Below are 16,651 nucleotides of genomic sequence, written 5' to 3' on the forward strand. Positions count from 1 at the left end.
AGCCTAGAAATTAAATACCCGGCTCAGGTTAAACCCGAAGTAAAAATCCCCTTCTCCCCAGTCGCCCCTGGCATTACCCAGAAATCCGCTCTCAAACGTAGGCTGAGCATTGGTGAAATGCAACTGAAATACATGCCCCCCTGTTTCTATATCCACCCCTATTGAAAGTGGGTTCACAAAGGGCGATCCCGACGCCCGGTTGAGATGCCAGCCGTAATCTATGTTGAGGCTTAACCTTTTGCTCAATTTATAACGACCACCAAATCCCAGCGCATATTGGGTATTTTCCTGCGGATCATAAGCTGTATATCCCTCATGGAAGATCGTAGGCATGAGCTGCAGGGACAGTCGGTCATTAACCTTTCGGGATATCAGTAGCTGTTGGGTAACGGATACCCGATCGCTAAAATCTACCGGTCTCAGAATAAGGGCTTCCTCCAGGAGGGTATTTATGGCAAGCTGGCTGTAGCCCACAACCGTAAAAGGGAAGTCTTTATTCTGGGCCACAAAGCGATATTTTCCGGAGAAATCATAGGTCTTATTAAAAGAATTACGGGAAATGGAAATATTGATATTATCTGTAATTCCGTAAAGAAGATGAAGCCGGGTATTGGCAAAATCCAGGCCAAAGAAGTCGTCAAAACCATTTTTGATGCTTCCAAAACGGTGTGAAACCACAAAATAAAATTCGCGCTTATAGAGCAATTTGGTAGACTCAAAATTCACAATCTTAAGCCCTTTAAAGGCAGCTGTGGCAGCGGCATTCTCATCCTTGTCTATTTGATCCAGCAGATCCTGCTGAGCCCTGGCTGTCAGTGCAAAAAAGAGCAAACCGATAAAAATCATACATTTCTTCATATCCTTCTATGTGTAATTGTATAGGCCCCGTATTAAACTTACAAAGAATCCTTTTAAGCCTGTTTATTTATCCAATCATTATAGCAACAAGGACAATATTCAGGATGAAATTACGTACTATCCCTATATCAGTGGAGATGAGGCAGTACCGAATTCTAATATTGTTTATTCTTTTCACCTTGCAGGGGAATCAAATTGCACTGGGGCAGGATGTTTACAAAACTTCATCCGGACAGGTCGAATTCAACGCTTCTACCCCACTGGAGGATATCAGGGCCGTCAACAAAAAGGTCAATGTCATCTTAAAAGAGACGGGCGATCTGGCCGTGGTATTGCTGGTTGGCGAATTTGAATTCCGCAGGAAGCTCATGCAGGAGCACTTCAATGAAAATTACCTGGAATCCGACACCTATCCAAAGAGTTATTTCCTAGGAAAAATAATGGAAGCGAATCTTTCCGCTGTTGATGAAAAACCAGTAGCAATAAAAATCACCGGAGAGCTTAGTTTACACGGGATAAAGAAAAGAGTAACTGTTCCGGGAACCATTTTAAGAAACAGTGCCGGGATTCTTCTTAAAAGCTCCTTTATTATCCGTCCGGAGGAGTACAAGGTGGAAATCCCAAGCCTGATGTTTAAAAAAATTGCCAGGGAAGTGGAAGTTAATTTTTCGTTCCAGCTACCCCGGCAATAAATTATTCTGAGCTTATTTCCCTATTTGCTCAGGTACATCTTCCTCCTGGCGTAGAGGTTATAAAATTCATCATCCTTAAGGCTATCAATAAAGAGTATGCTCTCGCCAGTACTTTTCATTTCAGGTCCGAGATTCTTGTTCACGTTCGGGAACTTATTGAAAGAGAAAACCGGCTGTTTGATTGCAAAACCTTCCAGTTGGGGATTGAATTTGAAATCAGATAGTTTGTTGTGCCCCAGCATGATCTTGGTTGCAAAGTTTACATAGGGTTCTCCATAGGCTTTCGCAATGAAAGGTACGGTCCTGGAAGCCCTGGGGTTTGCCTCAATAATATAAACCATATCGTCCTTGATTGCGAACTGAATATTGATCAGTCCCACTGTATTTAAGGCAAGTGCAATCTTCTTGGTGTGGTCCTTAATTTGCTGCAAAACAAATTCACCCAGGTTAAAGGGGGGCAATGTGGCGTTAGAGTCTCCAGAATGGATGCCACAGGGTTCTATGTGCTCCATAATTCCTATGATCTGCACGTTTTCACCATCACAAATGGCGTCGGCCTCAGCTTCAATGGCTCCATCCAGGTAGTGGTCCAGCAGCAATTTGTTATTTGGAATTTTCTTGAGTAGTCCAACCACATGCGCCTCCAGTTCCTCTTTGTTGATCACGATCTTCATTCCCTGTCCCCCAAGTACATAGGACGGGCGAACCAGCAGGGGGAATTTTAACTCATCTGCAAGTGCCAGTGCTTCATCTGCGCTTTCGGCCACCCCGAATTGAGGGTAAGGGATATCGTTTTCCTTAAGCAGTGTAGAGAAACTACCACGATCTTCCGCCAGGTCAAGTGATTTAAAACTGGTTCCAATAATCTTGATGCCATATCGGTCCAGTTTTTCTGCCAGCTTCAGGGCAGTTTGTCCGCCCAGTTGCACGATCACGCCTTCAGGTTTCTCGTGCCGGATAATATCGTAAATGTGTTCCCAGAATACCGGTTCAAAATACAATTTGTCTGCCGTATCAAAGTCAGTAGATACGGTCTCCGGGTTACAGTTGATCATTATGGTTTCATAGCCGCATTCCGCAGCGGCCAGTACTCCGTGTACACAACAATAGTCGAATTCTATCCCCTGCCCGATCCTGTTGGGGCCTGAACCCAGCACAACAATTTTCTTGCGATCCGTTACCTCGCTATCGTTGGCCACATAGCGTTCCCCTTCCGGAGTCTCAACCTCCTCTTCAAAGGTTGAATAGTAGTAAGGCGTCATGGCCTTAAACTCAGCGGCACAGGTATCTACCAGTTTATAAACCCTGTTGATCCCCAATTGTGTGCGCTTCTCATGCACCTCGCTTTCATAACAATCCAGCATGTATGCAATCTGCCGGTCTGCAAATCCTTTTTGCTTTGCTTCCAGCAGCAATTCCTTGGTCACCGTTTCTACGGAATACTTGGTAATTTCCTGTTCAAGGTGATGTAATTCCTCGTATTGTTTAAGGAACCACATGTCTATTTTGGTAATATCGTGGATACGACTCAGGGGGATCCCGAGCTGTATAGCATCATAGATGACAAAAACCCTGTCCCAGCTGGCATACGTGAGTTTACTGATGATGGTATCATAATCCGTATGGCCTTTGCCGTCAGCTCCCAATCCATTGCGTTTGATCTCGAGGGATTGCGTGGCCTTGTGCAGGGCCTCCTGAAAGGAGCGCCCAATACCCATTACCTCCCCAACAGATTTCATCTGCAATCCCAGGGTACGGTCAGAGCCTTCAAATTTATCGAAATTCCATCTGGGTATTTTTACGATAACATAATCGAGTGTAGGCTCAAAAAGGGCCGAGGTTGATTTAGTGATCTGATTTTCAAGTTCATCCAGGGAATAGCCTATTGCCAGTTTTGAAGCAACCTTGGCAATCGGATAACCCGTTGCTTTGGAAGCAAGTGCAGAAGAACGGGAAACCCTGGGATTGATCTCGATGGCAATGATGTCTTCCTCTTCATCAGGGCTTACAGCAAACTGTACATTGCAGCCTCCGGCAAACTCCCCTATGCTCCTCATCATCTTTATAGCCATATCCCGCATGCGCTGGAAGGTTCTATCAGACAGTGTCATGGCTGGGGCTACGGTTATTGAGTCACCGGTATGGATTCCCATAGGGTCCATGTTTTCAATGGTACATATAATAACAACATTATCGTTCTTATCACGCAAGAGCTCCAACTCATATTCCTTCCATCCGATCAGGGCCTTGTCTATCATGACCTCGTGGATTGGGGAAACTTCCAGACCCCTGCTGAGCAGTTCATCGAAATCCTTGGGGTCGTGTACAATAGAAGCTCCTGCCCCACCAAGGGTGTACGAAGCCCGGATAACCAATGGGAAGCCAAACTCCTGGGCGATTTCCTTTCCTTTTAGGAATGAAGTAGCTGACGCCTGGGGAGGCATGCCTATGCCTATTTTGGTCATTAGCTCCCGGAACTTCTCCCTGTCCTCGGTAATGTTGATTGCATCGATGTCCACTCCGATAATTTCCACGCCAAAATCTTCCCAGATACCTTTTTCATCCGCCTCGATACAAAGGTTCAATGCCGTTTGTCCACCCATAGTTGGCAATACTGCATCTATTTGAGGGTGTTCTTTCAGGATCTTTATTATAGACCTGGTATTCAGTGGCAAAAGATAGACATGGTCTGCCATGGACGGATCCGTCATGATCGTGGCCGGGTTGCTGTTGATCAATATGGTCTCAATCCCGTCTTCCCTGAGGGAACGAAGGGCCTGTGATCCGGAGTAATCAAATTCACATGCTTGTCCGATAATAATTGGGCCTGATCCGATGATCAGGATGGAGTTCAGGTCTTTTCTTTTAGGCATTTTTAATAGGCGTTGTTAAGTATGGATAAAAAAAAGGTGTTACTGTTGAAAAGTAACACCTTTATCAATATTCTGGAATATGATCATTATTTTTTGTGTCTCGGCTCTGAGGATACGGTTAATTTTTTCCTTCCTTTAGCCCTTCTCCTGGCCAATACTTTCCTTCCGTTAGCAGAAGCCATTCGCTCTCTGAAACCGTGCTTGTTTTTTCTCTTCCTTTTGGAAGGTTGAAATGTTCTTTTCATAACTGAAGATTAATTGCGGACAATTAAAAGTCCTTATTGACCATGCAAAATTCTGGGCGCAAATATACGAAGAGTTTTTGCTTTGCCAAATCGATTGCTAAAATTATTCGGTATAGTTTTACTACTTTTGCAGTTAATAAGAAAGCCCCCGCAGAATAATGAAAAATGCAATCATATTTGTCTTGTTTTTGCTGCTATCCACAACAGCAGTGTCACAGACAAATTTGCAGTATAACCTCAAAGAAGGAGAGGTATATAAGATAAAACAGGAAGCTCAGCAGGTTATCCTGCAGGAAATGGATGGTGCTGTGCATGAGCTTACCAACAAGATCACGGGATTGCTGGAATTCCAGGTAATCAAAGAGAGGGATACCACTTTCGAAATAGATCTTTTTTTCAGGGACCTCAGCCTGGTGATGACTTCGAGCATTCAGGGCGAACTGATGAACGTTAAGGCAAGTGAAGTTGACGAAAACGATATTCAATCCAAGATATTCAACAGTCTGCTAAACGAACCGGTCCATATGATCCTTAGTAAGAACGGAGATATACTGGAAGTGACGGGGGGAGACAGTCTGGTTATAAAAATGTCCGGGGCATCCGGTATTACAGATGAGTTTTCTCTGAATATGATGAAGAAGTCCCTGGAGCGGGAGTTTGGATCCGAAGCCTTATCTAACAGCTACGAGCAAATGACATTTATCTATCCCAGCAAGCCGGTTCGTGTGGGTGAAAGCTGGAAAAATGAATACCAGGGGAAATTATCTGCCAGGAATTCCTGGTTGCTTGAAGCATTATCGGAGAGCACGGCTACCATTAAAGGAGAAGCAGATATCACTATGGATGTTTCCGAGCCCATATCAACCATGAAACTCGACGGTTCACAATCTACATGGATCAAAACAGATTTACTTTCTGGTTTTATCGTTTCCATGAAAGTTGAGGGATCATCAAAAGGGGTTACTATAATGGCCCAAATGGGAAATGCGGAAATCCCCACTAGTATTCAATCGGTTACTACTTACGAATTAATTCAATAGACAACTATGTTTCACAAAAATATTAAGCTGGTTATTACTTTTCTAATTGTGGCTTACGCCGGATACCAATTCTACGAAGGCTATATTGGCAATGGAATATTCCTGGTCCTGTTCTCCCTGGTTTTTGTGTTCTTTTATTTCCGGAATGAGATCATATTACTCGCATTCTTAAGGATGCGGAAGCAGGATCTTGAAGGCACCCAGAAATGGCTTACCAAAATAAAGAACCCGGAAGCCGCCCTTACCCGGAAACAACAGGGTTATTACAACTACCTGCATGGAATAATCTACTCCCAGAAAAACCTTACCCAGGCAGAAAAATTCTTCAGGAAAGCCCTTAAGTTAGGGCTTAATATGGACTATGACGTGGCGATGGCCAAATTAAGCCTTGCCGGGATTGCCCTGCAGAAGAGGAGAAAAAGGGAAGCCACTTTATTGTTGCAGGAGGCCAAGAAGCTCGACAAAAACAACATGCTTACCGAACAGATAAAGATGATGCAGCAACAGATGAAGCGTATCTGATTACCTGCTTACCCTGTAAAATCCCTTATTAGGAATTTCAATTGCATACTTCTTACGCGAAGCGTTGTTCAGATGGGGCTCGCGTAACCAGGGATTATGTCTTTTCAGGATTTTGTAGTTGATACCGTACTCTTCAGCAAAGTTTGCAAAATTGGTCACTGCCGTATCAACTTCCACATTGAAGGTTGGGATACCCTGGTACAGGTCATCCTCCTCCAGGACATAACCATATTTCTCCGGATTAGAGAGGATTTCTTTAATTGCCAGAATTCGGAAAACATAGCGCCCGGTTTCCTGACCCAGTAACAGGTCGTAATAATCATCTACCTGCTGGATATTCATATATCTCTTGATAGCAGCCGGACCTGCGTTGTAGGAAGCCGCTGCTAGAGTCCAGCTACCGTAAGCTTCCTTGTATTTTTTGAGGTACCTGCAGGCCACTTCAGTTGATTTGGCCAGGTGGTAGCGCTCATCTACATTCGAATTAACTTCCAGTCCGTACTCTCTTCCTGTAGCCTTCATAATTTGCCAGAAACCCGTTGCCCCTGCAGGGGAAACCACATTCTGCAAACCGCTTTCTGCCACAGCAAGGTATTTGAAATCGTCCGGAATACCATTCTTTTCCAGGATAGGTTCAATTATTGGAAAGTACTTGTGAGCCCGCTTCATCAGTAGCACAGCATTGGACTGCCAATACGTATTTACGAGAAACTCCCGGTCAATCCGCTCCATGATCTCAGGGTCATCCTGCGGTACGGTTTCACCGGCAAAATTTAAATTCTCAGGTATATCAATAGCGGATATCGTATATTCCTCAGCTACGTTCTTTACCTCTTCATTATCCCCTGCCTGGGGACCACTTACTGATGCTGCGTCCTTTTGCTGAACTGCAAAAACAAGGGTAGATATAACAAAAACCACCCCCAGAAGCATCAAAATCTTCTTAATTACTCTCATGACATACGGTTTACCCTGATAAAGGTATTAAATACAAACTCTTTATTCCAAAATAATTGTGGGCAATCGTTCATTAAACCATTTAAATCGATGGAGGATCATCGTATGGGTACCGCCTTTAACCGGAATATAGTTTGAGATGGGGCCTACCGGAAATACGGCATCCCGATCTCCGTGGATATGAACAAGTCCCGGATCATAGCTGCTCTGACTCCAATGGACTATCTTGTCGATAGACCAGTCCAGGTAGTATTTATCCCGAATGGACAGATACTGCTCATACAGGGAGAGGCGTTTAGTTACCGTTTCCCCAAAGGCATATTTGGAAAGTAATTCCACATTATTTACAAGACCTGTGGGAAGCAAGCGATGCACCTTGGTGTATTTGGCGAACAGAAGCCTTTTAGGCATCTCTGACTTCATCTTTATGCTGGATATAATGATCACTTTACGAACCGGAAGGTATTTAGCCATTTCCTGAACCAGCATCCCACCAAAGGAAACCCCTACCAAAACCGAATGTTCGTATTTGATCTGACTTGCCATTTTTCTTGCATAGGCCTCGAAAGTCATTCCCCGTTCCGGGAGGAACCACTCCAGGTAATGTATTTGAAAAGTATCGGATGGGAGCTGTATGAATTCAAAGATCTTGGAGCTCGCTGCCAAGCCGGGCATAAAATAAACGTGAATTCTACTGGAAGGCATTTGGCCTAAAGTAATTTAAAACTAGGAATTTAGCATTTTTTTGGTTACTTTTGTACAGTAAATGTAACTGAAGCCCCATCTCTTTGCAAATTTAACCTTACGCTTACAATTTGGGAAATTACGATGAAGAACAGATCGTAATTTTTTTGTCTAAAAACCAAATTAAATCAAACTATATGAGTGAAGTAGCAATTAAAGACAATAGTTTCCTGCGCCAATTTGAAACTAAAGTCGACGGTCATCTGGCCAAGATTGAATACTCTTCCCAAGAACGCAAGATTTTCTTAACTAAACTGGTTATCCCTGAAGAAATTCAACATAACGGTTTTAAAGAGGATTTTATAAAGTCTGTCCTGCACCATATACAGGAACAAAACCTGAGGGTTGTTCCAACCAGTCCTCAAATTGCAGGCTTCTTGAGAAAAAACAGGCAGTACAAGGAAATGCTTCCTGTTGGGATCCGGATATAAGACTAAAAGACTACGGAATACAAGCCTCTCAAATGGAGAGGTTTTTTTATGGTATTACGGCAGCCTTGACAAACTCCAGGCGCACCATTCCTTCCTCATCAATTTCTGTGAGTCGAACCTTATGCAGTGTATTGACCAAAGAAGGGTTCCAGGGTACCCTCACCTTTACATAATTTTCGGTAAAGCCATGAATATAGCCGGCTTTGTTCTCCCCTTCAAATAATACCGTACGTACACTTCCCAACTGGGTTTCATAGAAAGCACGACGTTTCTTTATTGATAAAGCCCTCAGCATTTTGCTCCGTTTCTGCCGTACTTTAAGTGGGACAACATTATTCATAGTTGCTGCAGGCGTATTGTCGCGCTCCGAAAAGGTAAATACATGGAGATAGGCAATGTCCAGCTCATTGAGGTAATGATAGGTTTCCAGAAAATCATCATCCGTTTCGCCAGGAAACCCTACTATAACATCCACACCAATGCAGGCATGTGGCATAAGAGACTTGATCTGATCTACCCTGTTTGTGTACAATTCACGTTTGTAGCGTCGCTTCATGGCCCTCAGGATCTTATCGCTACCACTTTGGAGCGGGATATGAAAATGAGGGACAAAGGTTTTACTACCCGCTACAAAAGAAATGGTTTCATCCTTGAGCAGGTTGGGTTCTATTGATGAAATCCTCAACCGGTTGATTCCCGGCACATCGTCCAATGCGCGAACCAGGTCCAGAAAGGTATGTTCGTGTCGCTTATTGCCAAACTCCCCTTTGCCATAATCACCAATATTTACACCGGTAAGCACAATTTCCTTGATACCCTCCTCAGAAATTTCACGTGCATTGCGCAAGACGTTTTCCAGTGTATCACTCCTTGAAATACCCCGAGCCAGTGGTATGGTGCAATAAGTGCATTTGTAATCGCAGCCGTCCTGAACCTTGAGAAACGCCCGGGTACGGTCTCCTATGGCATAACTGCCCACGTAAAAATCCGCTTCGGAAATTTCACAGGAATGGACTTCCCCAAAATCGTTTTTGGACAGGTCGTTCAGATAATCTGTCAGCTTAAACTTTTCGGTGGCACCCAGTACGAGGTCAACCCCATCTACAGCAGCGAGTTGCTCTGGCTTAAGCTGCGCATAACAACCAATGGCTGCAACAAAGGCCTTTGGATTGGCTTTCTGTGCCTGCCGCACTATGGTCTTGAATCGCTTGTCCGCATTCTCAGTTACCGAACAGGTATTAATCACATAAAGGTCTGCTTCCTCGTGAAAGGGCACGCGCAGGAATCCCTCACCTTCTACCTGTCTGGCAATAGTGGAAGTTTCGGAAAAATTGAGCTTACAGCCCAGGGTATAAAAAGCCACTTTTTTCTTCATGGGCAACACCTTGGATTCCAGGCCTGCAAAGATAAGAAAATCAATGTGTTTCCAGCTCCCGAATCAATACTTCCGGTATTTGCTCGTGATCTCGAAGATATGCTTCAGCATTTTAGCATCTGCTTCGGTAAACTCCACATTGCGACGGGCCATCATGACCTTCGCCGCTTCATAAGCCTTCTCCGGCAAATAAGCCGAAAAGCCGGATGCTCCTCCCCAGCTAAAACTGGGCACAAAGTTCCTGGGGAAGCCAGGCACATAGATATTGGTGTTCACACCTATCACAGTACCGGTATTAAACATGGTATTGATCGCAGTTTTGCTGTGATCTCCCATCATTAATCCGCAGAATTGAAGTCCGGTATGGTCAAATCGTTCCGTAGCATAATTCCATAACCTGACCTTAGCATAGTTATTCTTGAGGTTAGAGTTGTTGGAATCTGCACCAATATTGCACCACTCCCCGAGCACGGAATTACCGAGATATCCGTCGTGACCCTTGCTGGAATAACCAAAAATTACCGAGTTATTTACCTCACCACAAATCTTGCCGAAAGGACCAACTGTTGTAGGACCATATATTTTAGCTCCCATTTTAACCACGGCATTATGGCATAGGGCAAAACCACCCCGGATCATATTGCCTTCCATTACTTCAGCGTCTTTCCCAATGTAGATAGGGCCTTCACTGGCATTAAGGATGCTGTATTCTACTTTGGCTCCCGCTTCCAGGAAGATGCGCTCAGGGTTGATTACCTTATTGGTATCTGATAGAGGGGCGCTTTTTCTGCCACTGGTGATAAGTTCATAATCCGCTTCCAGGGCTTCGCCGTTTCGGGAAAAAATGTCCCATGTATTGCGAAGCGACAGGATTTCGGGCATATACTCAATGGCAGTGTAATCATTCGCGCCAGGCAACTCAACGGACGCCCCCGTGGCGCAGGCAATCATCTCTCCCGCCTTAACCAGGGCCTCCCCCGTATTCAGGGCTTTGATCTGCCTGAGTAATTCTTTGTCCGGCAAAAAAGCACCATTGATAAAGATATTTTCATCGCCCCGTACCATGGGAAATTTTCCCGAAAGGTAGTCCTCCGTCCTGGAACTGGTGGATGTCCCCAAAAAGTGTTCCCATTTTTCCCTGATCGTAAGTATGCCAAAACGGATATCGGCAACAGGCCTTGTAAAAGTAAAAGGTTTGAGGGCTTCGCGTACAGGACTATCGAATAAGATGTAGTTCATTGACCTTATTTTGTACAAAATTAAATAAAAAACGCCCCTGAATTGACTTCAGAGGCGAGCTTATCGATGTACTCCCGTTTAAATGGACTACTTGCCTTCTTCCTCAGGCGTTTCCTTTTTTGCGGGCTTCTTGAATTTTTCGTATTTGCTCTTGAACTTGTCAATCCTACCAGCAGTATCCACAAGCTTCGCTTTCCCGGTGTAGTATGGGTGGGAAGTCCTTGAAATCTCCAGCTTTACCAGCGGATATTCAACACCGTCAACCTCCAGGGTTTCCTTGGTCTCCGCAGTGGATTTTGCCAGAAATACGTCATCATTGGACATGTCCTTGAATGCTACTATTCTAAAATTTTCCGGATGTATGCCTTTTCTCATCGTTTTAATTTTATGCGCTCCCGATTTTTCAGGCTGCAAATATATACCTTTTTCAAGGAAACTACAATTTAATCATTTAAAAAACACCGCACAATATCGTATCTTTAACTGTAACAATCCGACTAAACAAACAACTAACGGATAAAAAATCAACAAAAAATCACAAAATGGAAGATCAACAACCTAAAACTGGTAAGTTCTCACTGAATTATGGATTAATCCTCGGAGCATTGGGAGTAGCTTTCGGTCTTATGCTGTACAGCATGGATGCTCATACTTCTCAGGATATAAGCAATACTATCATTGGTCTGGTAATGATGGTTGCCGTCGTGATCTGGGGTATTTACGCATTCAGAAATGCTAACGGAGGATTTCTTACTATTAGTCAAGCACTTAAACTCGGTGCCGGGATAGCCCTTATTTCTGCTATCATATCTATAGTTTACACCATTTTTCTATCCAATGTTCTGGATCCGGAATTTACGGCCAAGATCATGGATGCCCGAATGGCAGAATTGGAAGCTGGTGGACAGTACAGTGCTGAACAAATCCAGCAGCAAAAAGAAATGGGGATTAAATTTTTCTGGTTCGGTTATCCCGTAATCCTCATTGTCAATGTACTTATCGGTCTGGTTATTGGATTGATCGGAGGACTCATCCTTAAGAAGGCCAAGCCTGAATAATAAGTCTGAAAATTGTACTTTTGAAAGGAATTAGGCCCATTGCCCTATGAAGTTATCCATAGTAATTCCTTTACTTAACGAAGAAGAATCCCTTGACGAATTACATGATTGGATTGCAAGTGTAATGCAGTCCAATCATTTTTTGTATGAGGTTATTTTTATAGACGACGGAAGCACAGACGATTCCTGGAAGGTTATTGAAAAACTAGCTGCTGAAAATCCTTCGGTAAAAGGCATCCGGTTCCGGAAAAATTTCGGGAAATCTCAGGCCCTGCATGCCGGGTTTAAAAAGGCCGGGGGCGATATCGTAATTACCATGGATGCAGACCTTCAGGACAATCCGGAGGAAATTCCACGCATGATCGCCCTAATGGAAGAAGAACGCTATGATATTGTGGCCGGGTGGAAGAAGAAACGGTACGATTCCGTTATCATGAAAAACATCCCTTCCAAAATATTCAACTGGGCTGCAAGAAAAACATCCGGCGTTGCCTTGCACGACTTTAATTGCGGCCTGAAAGCATTCCGCCGGGAAGTAATCAAGACCATTGAGGTTTCGGGCGAAATGCACCGATACATACCGGTACTGGCCAAAAACGCCGGATTCCTGAGGATTGGGGAGAAAGTAGTACAGCATCAGGCTCGTAAATACGGCAAGACCAAATTTGGTGCAGACCGGTTTATCAAAGGGTTCCTGGATCTTATCACCATCTGGTTCGTCTCTAAATTTTCCAAACGACCGATGCACCTTTTTGGTGCCCTGGGCTTTCTTATGTTTTTGATTGGAACCGCTTTTGCTATTTATTTGGGAATAGACAAGCTCTTTATTCATCCCAGAGGAAGATTGCTGACAGACCGTCCTGAGTTTTTTATCTCCCTGACGGCCATGATTATAGGTACACAATTATTCCTGGCCGGATTCCTGGGGGAAATCGTAGTGCGCTCGCGCAAAGGCAGGCCCCGTTACTTCATCGCGGAAGATTTAAACCTCTAACCCCTATTAATTTGATAATCTTCGTAATTTTGGTGGGAAACATTACCTGCCTGAAATAAAATGGAGCAAATCCTGGAAAGAGCCAATTCCTGGCTAAGCGACTTTTTCGACCCTGAGGTCCGAAATGAAGTTAAAACCCTGATCACCCAAGATGAAGAAGGTCTGAAAGAGCGTTTCTACCGCGATCTCGAATTTGGTACCGGTGGTATGCGTGGTGTCATGGGTGTAGGCACCAACCGCATCAACAAATACACTCTGGGAAAAAGTACCCAGGGACTGAGCAATTACCTCAAAAAGGTTTATGCAGGTGAATCGCTGAAGGTGGTTATTGCCTACGATTGCCGCCACAACAGCGATACACTGGCCCGCGTTGTAGCCGAGGTATTTTCAGCAAACGGCATTCAGGTGTACCTGTTTTCGGCCCTTAGGACCACCCCTGAGCTTTCCTTTGCAGTTCGATACCTTAACTGCCACGCCGGTGTGGTTCTTACCGCTTCACACAACCCTCCGGAATACAATGGATATAAAGTTTACTGGACGGACGGCGGACAAATTGTACCTCCACAAGATGGTGAGATTATTGCAGAGATAAACAACATCTCCTTTGAAGACATATTATTCAATCCGAATAAAAACCTCATTAAGCTGATCGACAAGGAAGTGGATGAGGCCTTTATTTCGGCTTCTGTGAATAATGGTAATTTTGGAGCCGAGGGTAAGGACCAATTTAAAATTGTCTTTACTTCCCTGCACGGCACATCCATAACTGCTATTCCGGAAGTTCTCAAAAGGGCCGGATATGCCCATGTGACCATCGTGGAAGAGCAGCGCGAACCTGATGGTAATTTTCCCACGGTGAAATCCCCCAACCCGGAAGAACCTGAGGCACTTAGTCTTGCTATGAAAAAAGCAGAGGAAATCGGAGCCGACATGGTTGTGGGTACAGACCCCGACAGTGACCGCCTGGGAATTGCGGTGAGGAACAGGGAGGGCAAGCTGCAGTTGCTTAACGGGAACCAGACCATGATCCTGATGACCAAATTTTTACTGGATCAACAGAAGAAAAAAGGGTTTAAGGGCAACGAATTTGTTGCATCTACTATCGTTTCCACACCCATGATGTCCCGGATGGCTGAGGTTTACCGTGTGGAATGCAAAATCTCACTTACAGGATTTAAATGGATTGCCAAAATGATCAAGGATTTCCCGGATCAGCATTTCCTGGGTGGTGGTGAAGAGAGTTTTGGCTTTATGGTGGGCGATTTTGTGCGTGACAAAGATGCGGTAACAGCAACCCTGCTGGCATGTGAAATTGCAGCACAGGCCAAAGCCGATGGGAGCTCCTTTTTTGAGGAACTCGTAAGTTGCTACGAAGCCTATGGTTTTTACAAGGAAAAACTGATCTCACTGACAAAGAAAGGAATGAAAGGTGCAGAGGAAATTGCCCAGATGATGGTCGATTTCAGGGAAAATCCGGTTAAGTCCATCGACGGGTCTGAAGTGGTGACCATAGACGACTACAGCAGCTCGATCTCACGGAATCTGAAAACCGGCGAATCCCATACCATCGATATCCCCAAATCCAACGTATTGATATACAAAACAGCAGATGGTACACAAATGGCAGCCCGTCCAAGCGGCACCGAACCCAAGATCAAGTTTTATTTCAGCGTGAACACCAGGCTAGGCTCCAAAGCCGCTTTTGAAAAAACGGAAGCAGAACTGGATCGAAAGATTGAACGCATTCTCAAAGAACTGAACCTCGGCTAATGGGATACTTCCGAAAAATCCTGGCCTTTGCCCTGCCCTATCGCAAATTTGGCTTTCTGAACATATTCTTCAACATCCTGTATGCCTTGTTCAGCGCTCTATCCTTTGCCGCTCTGATCCCAATGCTGGATGTACTGTTTGACCAGTCTCAGAAAGTATACAGTCCACCAGTATATGAAGGTATTGGTCAGGTTAAGCCCTTTTTGCAGGACTACATCAACTACCGGATCACCAACTATGCAGGGGAAGACGAGATGAAAGGCCTGGTTCTGGTCATTGGGCTGGTCCTGGTTTTATTCCTGTTTAAGAATCTTTTCAACTACCTGGCCATGTACTTCATTACCTTCCTGAGGAACGGGGTACTCAAAGACATCCGAAACAAGATGTACGAAAAGATGGTGGAATTGCCCATATCCTACTACACCGAGAAAAGGAAAGGGGACGTCATTGCGCGTATCACTTCAGATGTGCTGGAAATACAACATTCCTTCCTGTCCATACTGGAACTTATCGTCCGTGAACCGCTTACCATACTTTTCACCATCCTGATCATGTTCTTTATCAGCGTAAAACTAACGCTGTTCGTGTTTATTTTCATCCCCCTGGCGGGCATGGTCATCAGCCGCATTGGCAAATCACTCAAGAAAAAATCCCTGAGGGTGCAAAAGGAACAGGGTGAGTTCCTTTCCATTGTAGAAGAAACCCTGGGAGGCCTGCGTGTAATAAAAGCATTTAATTCTGAATCCCGGTTTGCGGAGACTTTCAAAAATTCTACCCGACGGTTTTATCACTTTTCCAATCGTTTGCTCAACAGGCAAAACCTGGCCTCACCTACCGGGGAATTCCTTGGGATACTGGTAATTGGCGTATTGCTCTGGTTCGGGGGGAAAATGGTGCTGGTGGAAAACAGCCTGGATGCTTCCTCCTTTATAGCCTATATGGGCCTGGCCTATAATATCCTCACCCCCGCCAAGGCCATCAGCAAGGCTTCCTATGGCGTTAGAAAAGGAAATGCCGCTGCCGAACGGGTACTGGAGGTAATCGAAGCAGAAAATCCAATCAGGGAACCCGAGAATCCGGTCGTAAAAGAAGACTTCTCTGAGGAGATCGTTCTTGATAACATCTCATTCCAATACGAGAAGGAACCTGTTTTCAGGGAATTCAGCCTTAAAATCCCCAAAGGCAGCACACTCGCTCTGGTAGGACAATCCGGAAGCGGCAAGAGCACCATTGCCAATCTGGTTACCCGCTTCTACGACGTAACGGGCGGGGCTATAACCATAGACGGCGTTGATATACGAGATATTCGCAAGGGAGACCTGCGTAACCTGATGGGCCTGGTAACCCAGGAATCAATTCTGTTTAATGATTCTGTGGAAAATAATATCCGCCTCGGCAAAGCAAATGCCACAGATGAAGAAATTATGGCTGCTGCAAAGATTGCCAACGCCCATGAATTTATTTCAGAATTGCCGGAAGGCTATAAAACGAATATTGGTGACGGGGGCAGTAAACTGAGTGGAGGTCAGCGTCAGCGATTGTCCATTGCCCGGGCCGTACTTAAAAATCCTCCAATTATGATCCTGGACGAAGCTACTTCCGCCCTGGACACTGAAAGTGAACGCCTTGTACAGGATGCACTTGAAAAAATGATGGCCAACCGTACTTCAATCGTCATCGCTCACCGCCTTTCTACCATTCAGAAGGCCACCAATATCGTGGTCCTTGAGAAAGGCAAATTGGTAGAACAGGGAACCCATGCAGAACTCATAAAATCCAAAGGGGTGTACAAAAAACTCGTTGAAATGCAGTCTTTGGGATAAAAAACGACTAAACCATTGCTTCTTGCAATA

16 protein-coding genes are annotated in these 16,651 nt (G+C 44.7%); 8 read left to right on the top strand and 8 right to left on the bottom strand.

Annotated features, from left to right (window positions below):
* Window positions 1-3: 3 nt before the first annotated feature.
* Window positions 4-858 carry a DUF5777 family beta-barrel protein gene (locus OO016_RS11475; protein WP_266013999.1) on the bottom strand — a complete coding sequence of 285 codons (855 nt, stop codon included), beginning with the start codon at window positions 856-858 and terminating at the stop codon, window positions 4-6.
* A gap of 137 nt (window positions 859-995) precedes the next feature.
* On the opposite strand from OO016_RS11475, the gene OO016_RS11480 reads away from it, so the two are divergent.
* Window positions 996-1,550: a YceI family protein gene (locus OO016_RS11480; protein WP_266014002.1), complete on the top strand. Its 555-nt coding sequence runs from the start codon at window positions 996-998 to the stop codon at window positions 1,548-1,550.
* A 20-nt stretch (window positions 1,551-1,570) separates the two neighbouring features.
* Here the strand turns inward: OO016_RS11480 and carB are convergent, their stop codons facing one another.
* Window positions 1,571-4,423, bottom strand: coding sequence for a carbamoyl-phosphate synthase large subunit (gene carB / locus OO016_RS11485; RefSeq protein WP_266014005.1), 2,853 nt, complete (start codon window positions 4,421-4,423; stop codon window positions 1,571-1,573).
* Window positions 4,424-4,509: 86 nt separating this feature from the next.
* The gene (gene rpmH, locus OO016_RS11490; protein ID WP_266014008.1) at window positions 4,510-4,668 is read right to left on the bottom strand and encodes a 50S ribosomal protein L34; all 159 of its coding nucleotides are present in this window, start codon (window positions 4,666-4,668) and stop codon (window positions 4,510-4,512) included.
* A 158-nt stretch (window positions 4,669-4,826) separates the two neighbouring features.
* Here rpmH and OO016_RS11495 point away from each other — a divergent pair, with 158 nt between their 5' ends.
* Together OO016_RS11495 and OO016_RS11500 are read left to right on the top strand one after the other, a co-directional pair.
* Entirely contained in the window at window positions 4,827-5,708 is an 882-nt protein-coding gene (locus tag OO016_RS11495) for a DUF6263 family protein (protein ID WP_266014011.1), read from the top strand.
* Between the two features lie 6 nt (window positions 5,709-5,714).
* Window positions 5,715-6,230: a DUF2892 domain-containing protein gene (locus OO016_RS11500; protein WP_266014014.1), complete on the top strand. Its 516-nt coding sequence runs from the start codon at window positions 5,715-5,717 to the stop codon at window positions 6,228-6,230.
* Here OO016_RS11500 and OO016_RS11505 read toward each other — a convergent pair whose 3' ends face one another.
* Together OO016_RS11505 and OO016_RS11510 are read right to left on the bottom strand one after the other, a co-directional pair.
* A complete protein-coding gene (locus OO016_RS11505; RefSeq protein ID WP_266014017.1) occupies window positions 6,231-7,187 on the bottom strand; it encodes a lytic transglycosylase domain-containing protein in 957 nt (318 codons plus the stop codon). It abuts the gene before it with no gap.
* 42 nt (window positions 7,188-7,229) lie between these two features.
* Window positions 7,230-7,892 carry an alpha/beta fold hydrolase gene (locus OO016_RS11510; protein ID WP_266014020.1) on the bottom strand — a complete coding sequence of 221 codons (663 nt, stop codon included), beginning with the start codon at window positions 7,890-7,892 and terminating at the stop codon, window positions 7,230-7,232.
* 176 nt (window positions 7,893-8,068) lie between these two features.
* Between OO016_RS11510 and OO016_RS11515 the strand changes: the two genes are divergently transcribed.
* Window positions 8,069-8,362, top strand: coding sequence for a GNAT family N-acetyltransferase (locus OO016_RS11515; RefSeq protein ID WP_266014023.1), 294 nt, complete (start codon window positions 8,069-8,071; stop codon window positions 8,360-8,362).
* 46 nt (window positions 8,363-8,408) lie between these two features.
* Here OO016_RS11515 and mtaB read toward each other — a convergent pair whose 3' ends face one another.
* The 3 genes from mtaB to OO016_RS11530 all read right to left on the bottom strand — a co-directional run bounded on the left by mtaB (window position 8,409) and on the right by OO016_RS11530 (window position 11,351).
* Entirely contained in the window at window positions 8,409-9,737 is a 1,329-nt protein-coding gene (mtaB, locus tag OO016_RS11520; protein WP_266014028.1) for a tRNA (N(6)-L-threonylcarbamoyladenosine(37)-C(2))-methylthiotransferase MtaB, read from the bottom strand.
* A 63-nt stretch (window positions 9,738-9,800) separates the two neighbouring features.
* On the bottom strand, window positions 9,801-10,976 hold the full coding sequence (locus OO016_RS11525) for a GlmU family protein (RefSeq protein ID WP_266014031.1): 1,176 nt from the start codon (window positions 10,974-10,976) through the stop codon (window positions 9,801-9,803).
* Between the two features lie 87 nt (window positions 10,977-11,063).
* On the bottom strand, window positions 11,064-11,351 hold the full coding sequence (locus tag OO016_RS11530) for a type B 50S ribosomal protein L31 (protein ID WP_266014034.1): 288 nt from the start codon (window positions 11,349-11,351) through the stop codon (window positions 11,064-11,066).
* Window positions 11,352-11,518: 167 nt separating this feature from the next.
* On the opposite strand from OO016_RS11530, the gene OO016_RS11535 reads away from it, so the two are divergent.
* The 4 genes from OO016_RS11535 to OO016_RS11550 are packed head-to-tail and all read left to right on the top strand — an operon-like array spanning window position 11,519 to window position 16,621.
* Window positions 11,519-12,034, top strand: a complete 516-nt coding sequence (locus OO016_RS11535; RefSeq protein ID WP_266014037.1) for a DUF4199 domain-containing protein — start codon at window positions 11,519-11,521, stop codon at window positions 12,032-12,034.
* A 46-nt stretch (window positions 12,035-12,080) separates the two neighbouring features.
* Window positions 12,081-13,028 carry a glycosyltransferase family 2 protein gene (locus OO016_RS11540; RefSeq protein WP_266014040.1) on the top strand — a complete coding sequence of 316 codons (948 nt, stop codon included), beginning with the start codon at window positions 12,081-12,083 and terminating at the stop codon, window positions 13,026-13,028.
* Window positions 13,029-13,088: 60 nt separating this feature from the next.
* A complete protein-coding gene (locus OO016_RS11545; RefSeq protein WP_266014043.1) occupies window positions 13,089-14,798 on the top strand; it encodes a phospho-sugar mutase in 1,710 nt (569 codons plus the stop codon).
* Window positions 14,798-16,621 carry an ABC transporter ATP-binding protein gene (locus tag OO016_RS11550; protein WP_266014046.1) on the top strand — a complete coding sequence of 608 codons (1,824 nt, stop codon included), beginning with the start codon at window positions 14,798-14,800 and terminating at the stop codon, window positions 16,619-16,621. The genes OO016_RS11545 and OO016_RS11550 overlap by 1 nt, the downstream gene beginning before the upstream one ends.
* Window positions 16,622-16,651: the final 30 nt, after the last annotated feature.

It is taken from the genome of Lentiprolixibacter aurantiacus, assembly GCF_026241225.1.
In the GTDB taxonomy this organism is placed as follows: Bacteria; Bacteroidota; Bacteroidia; order Flavobacteriales; family Flavobacteriaceae; genus Lentiprolixibacter; species Lentiprolixibacter aurantiacus.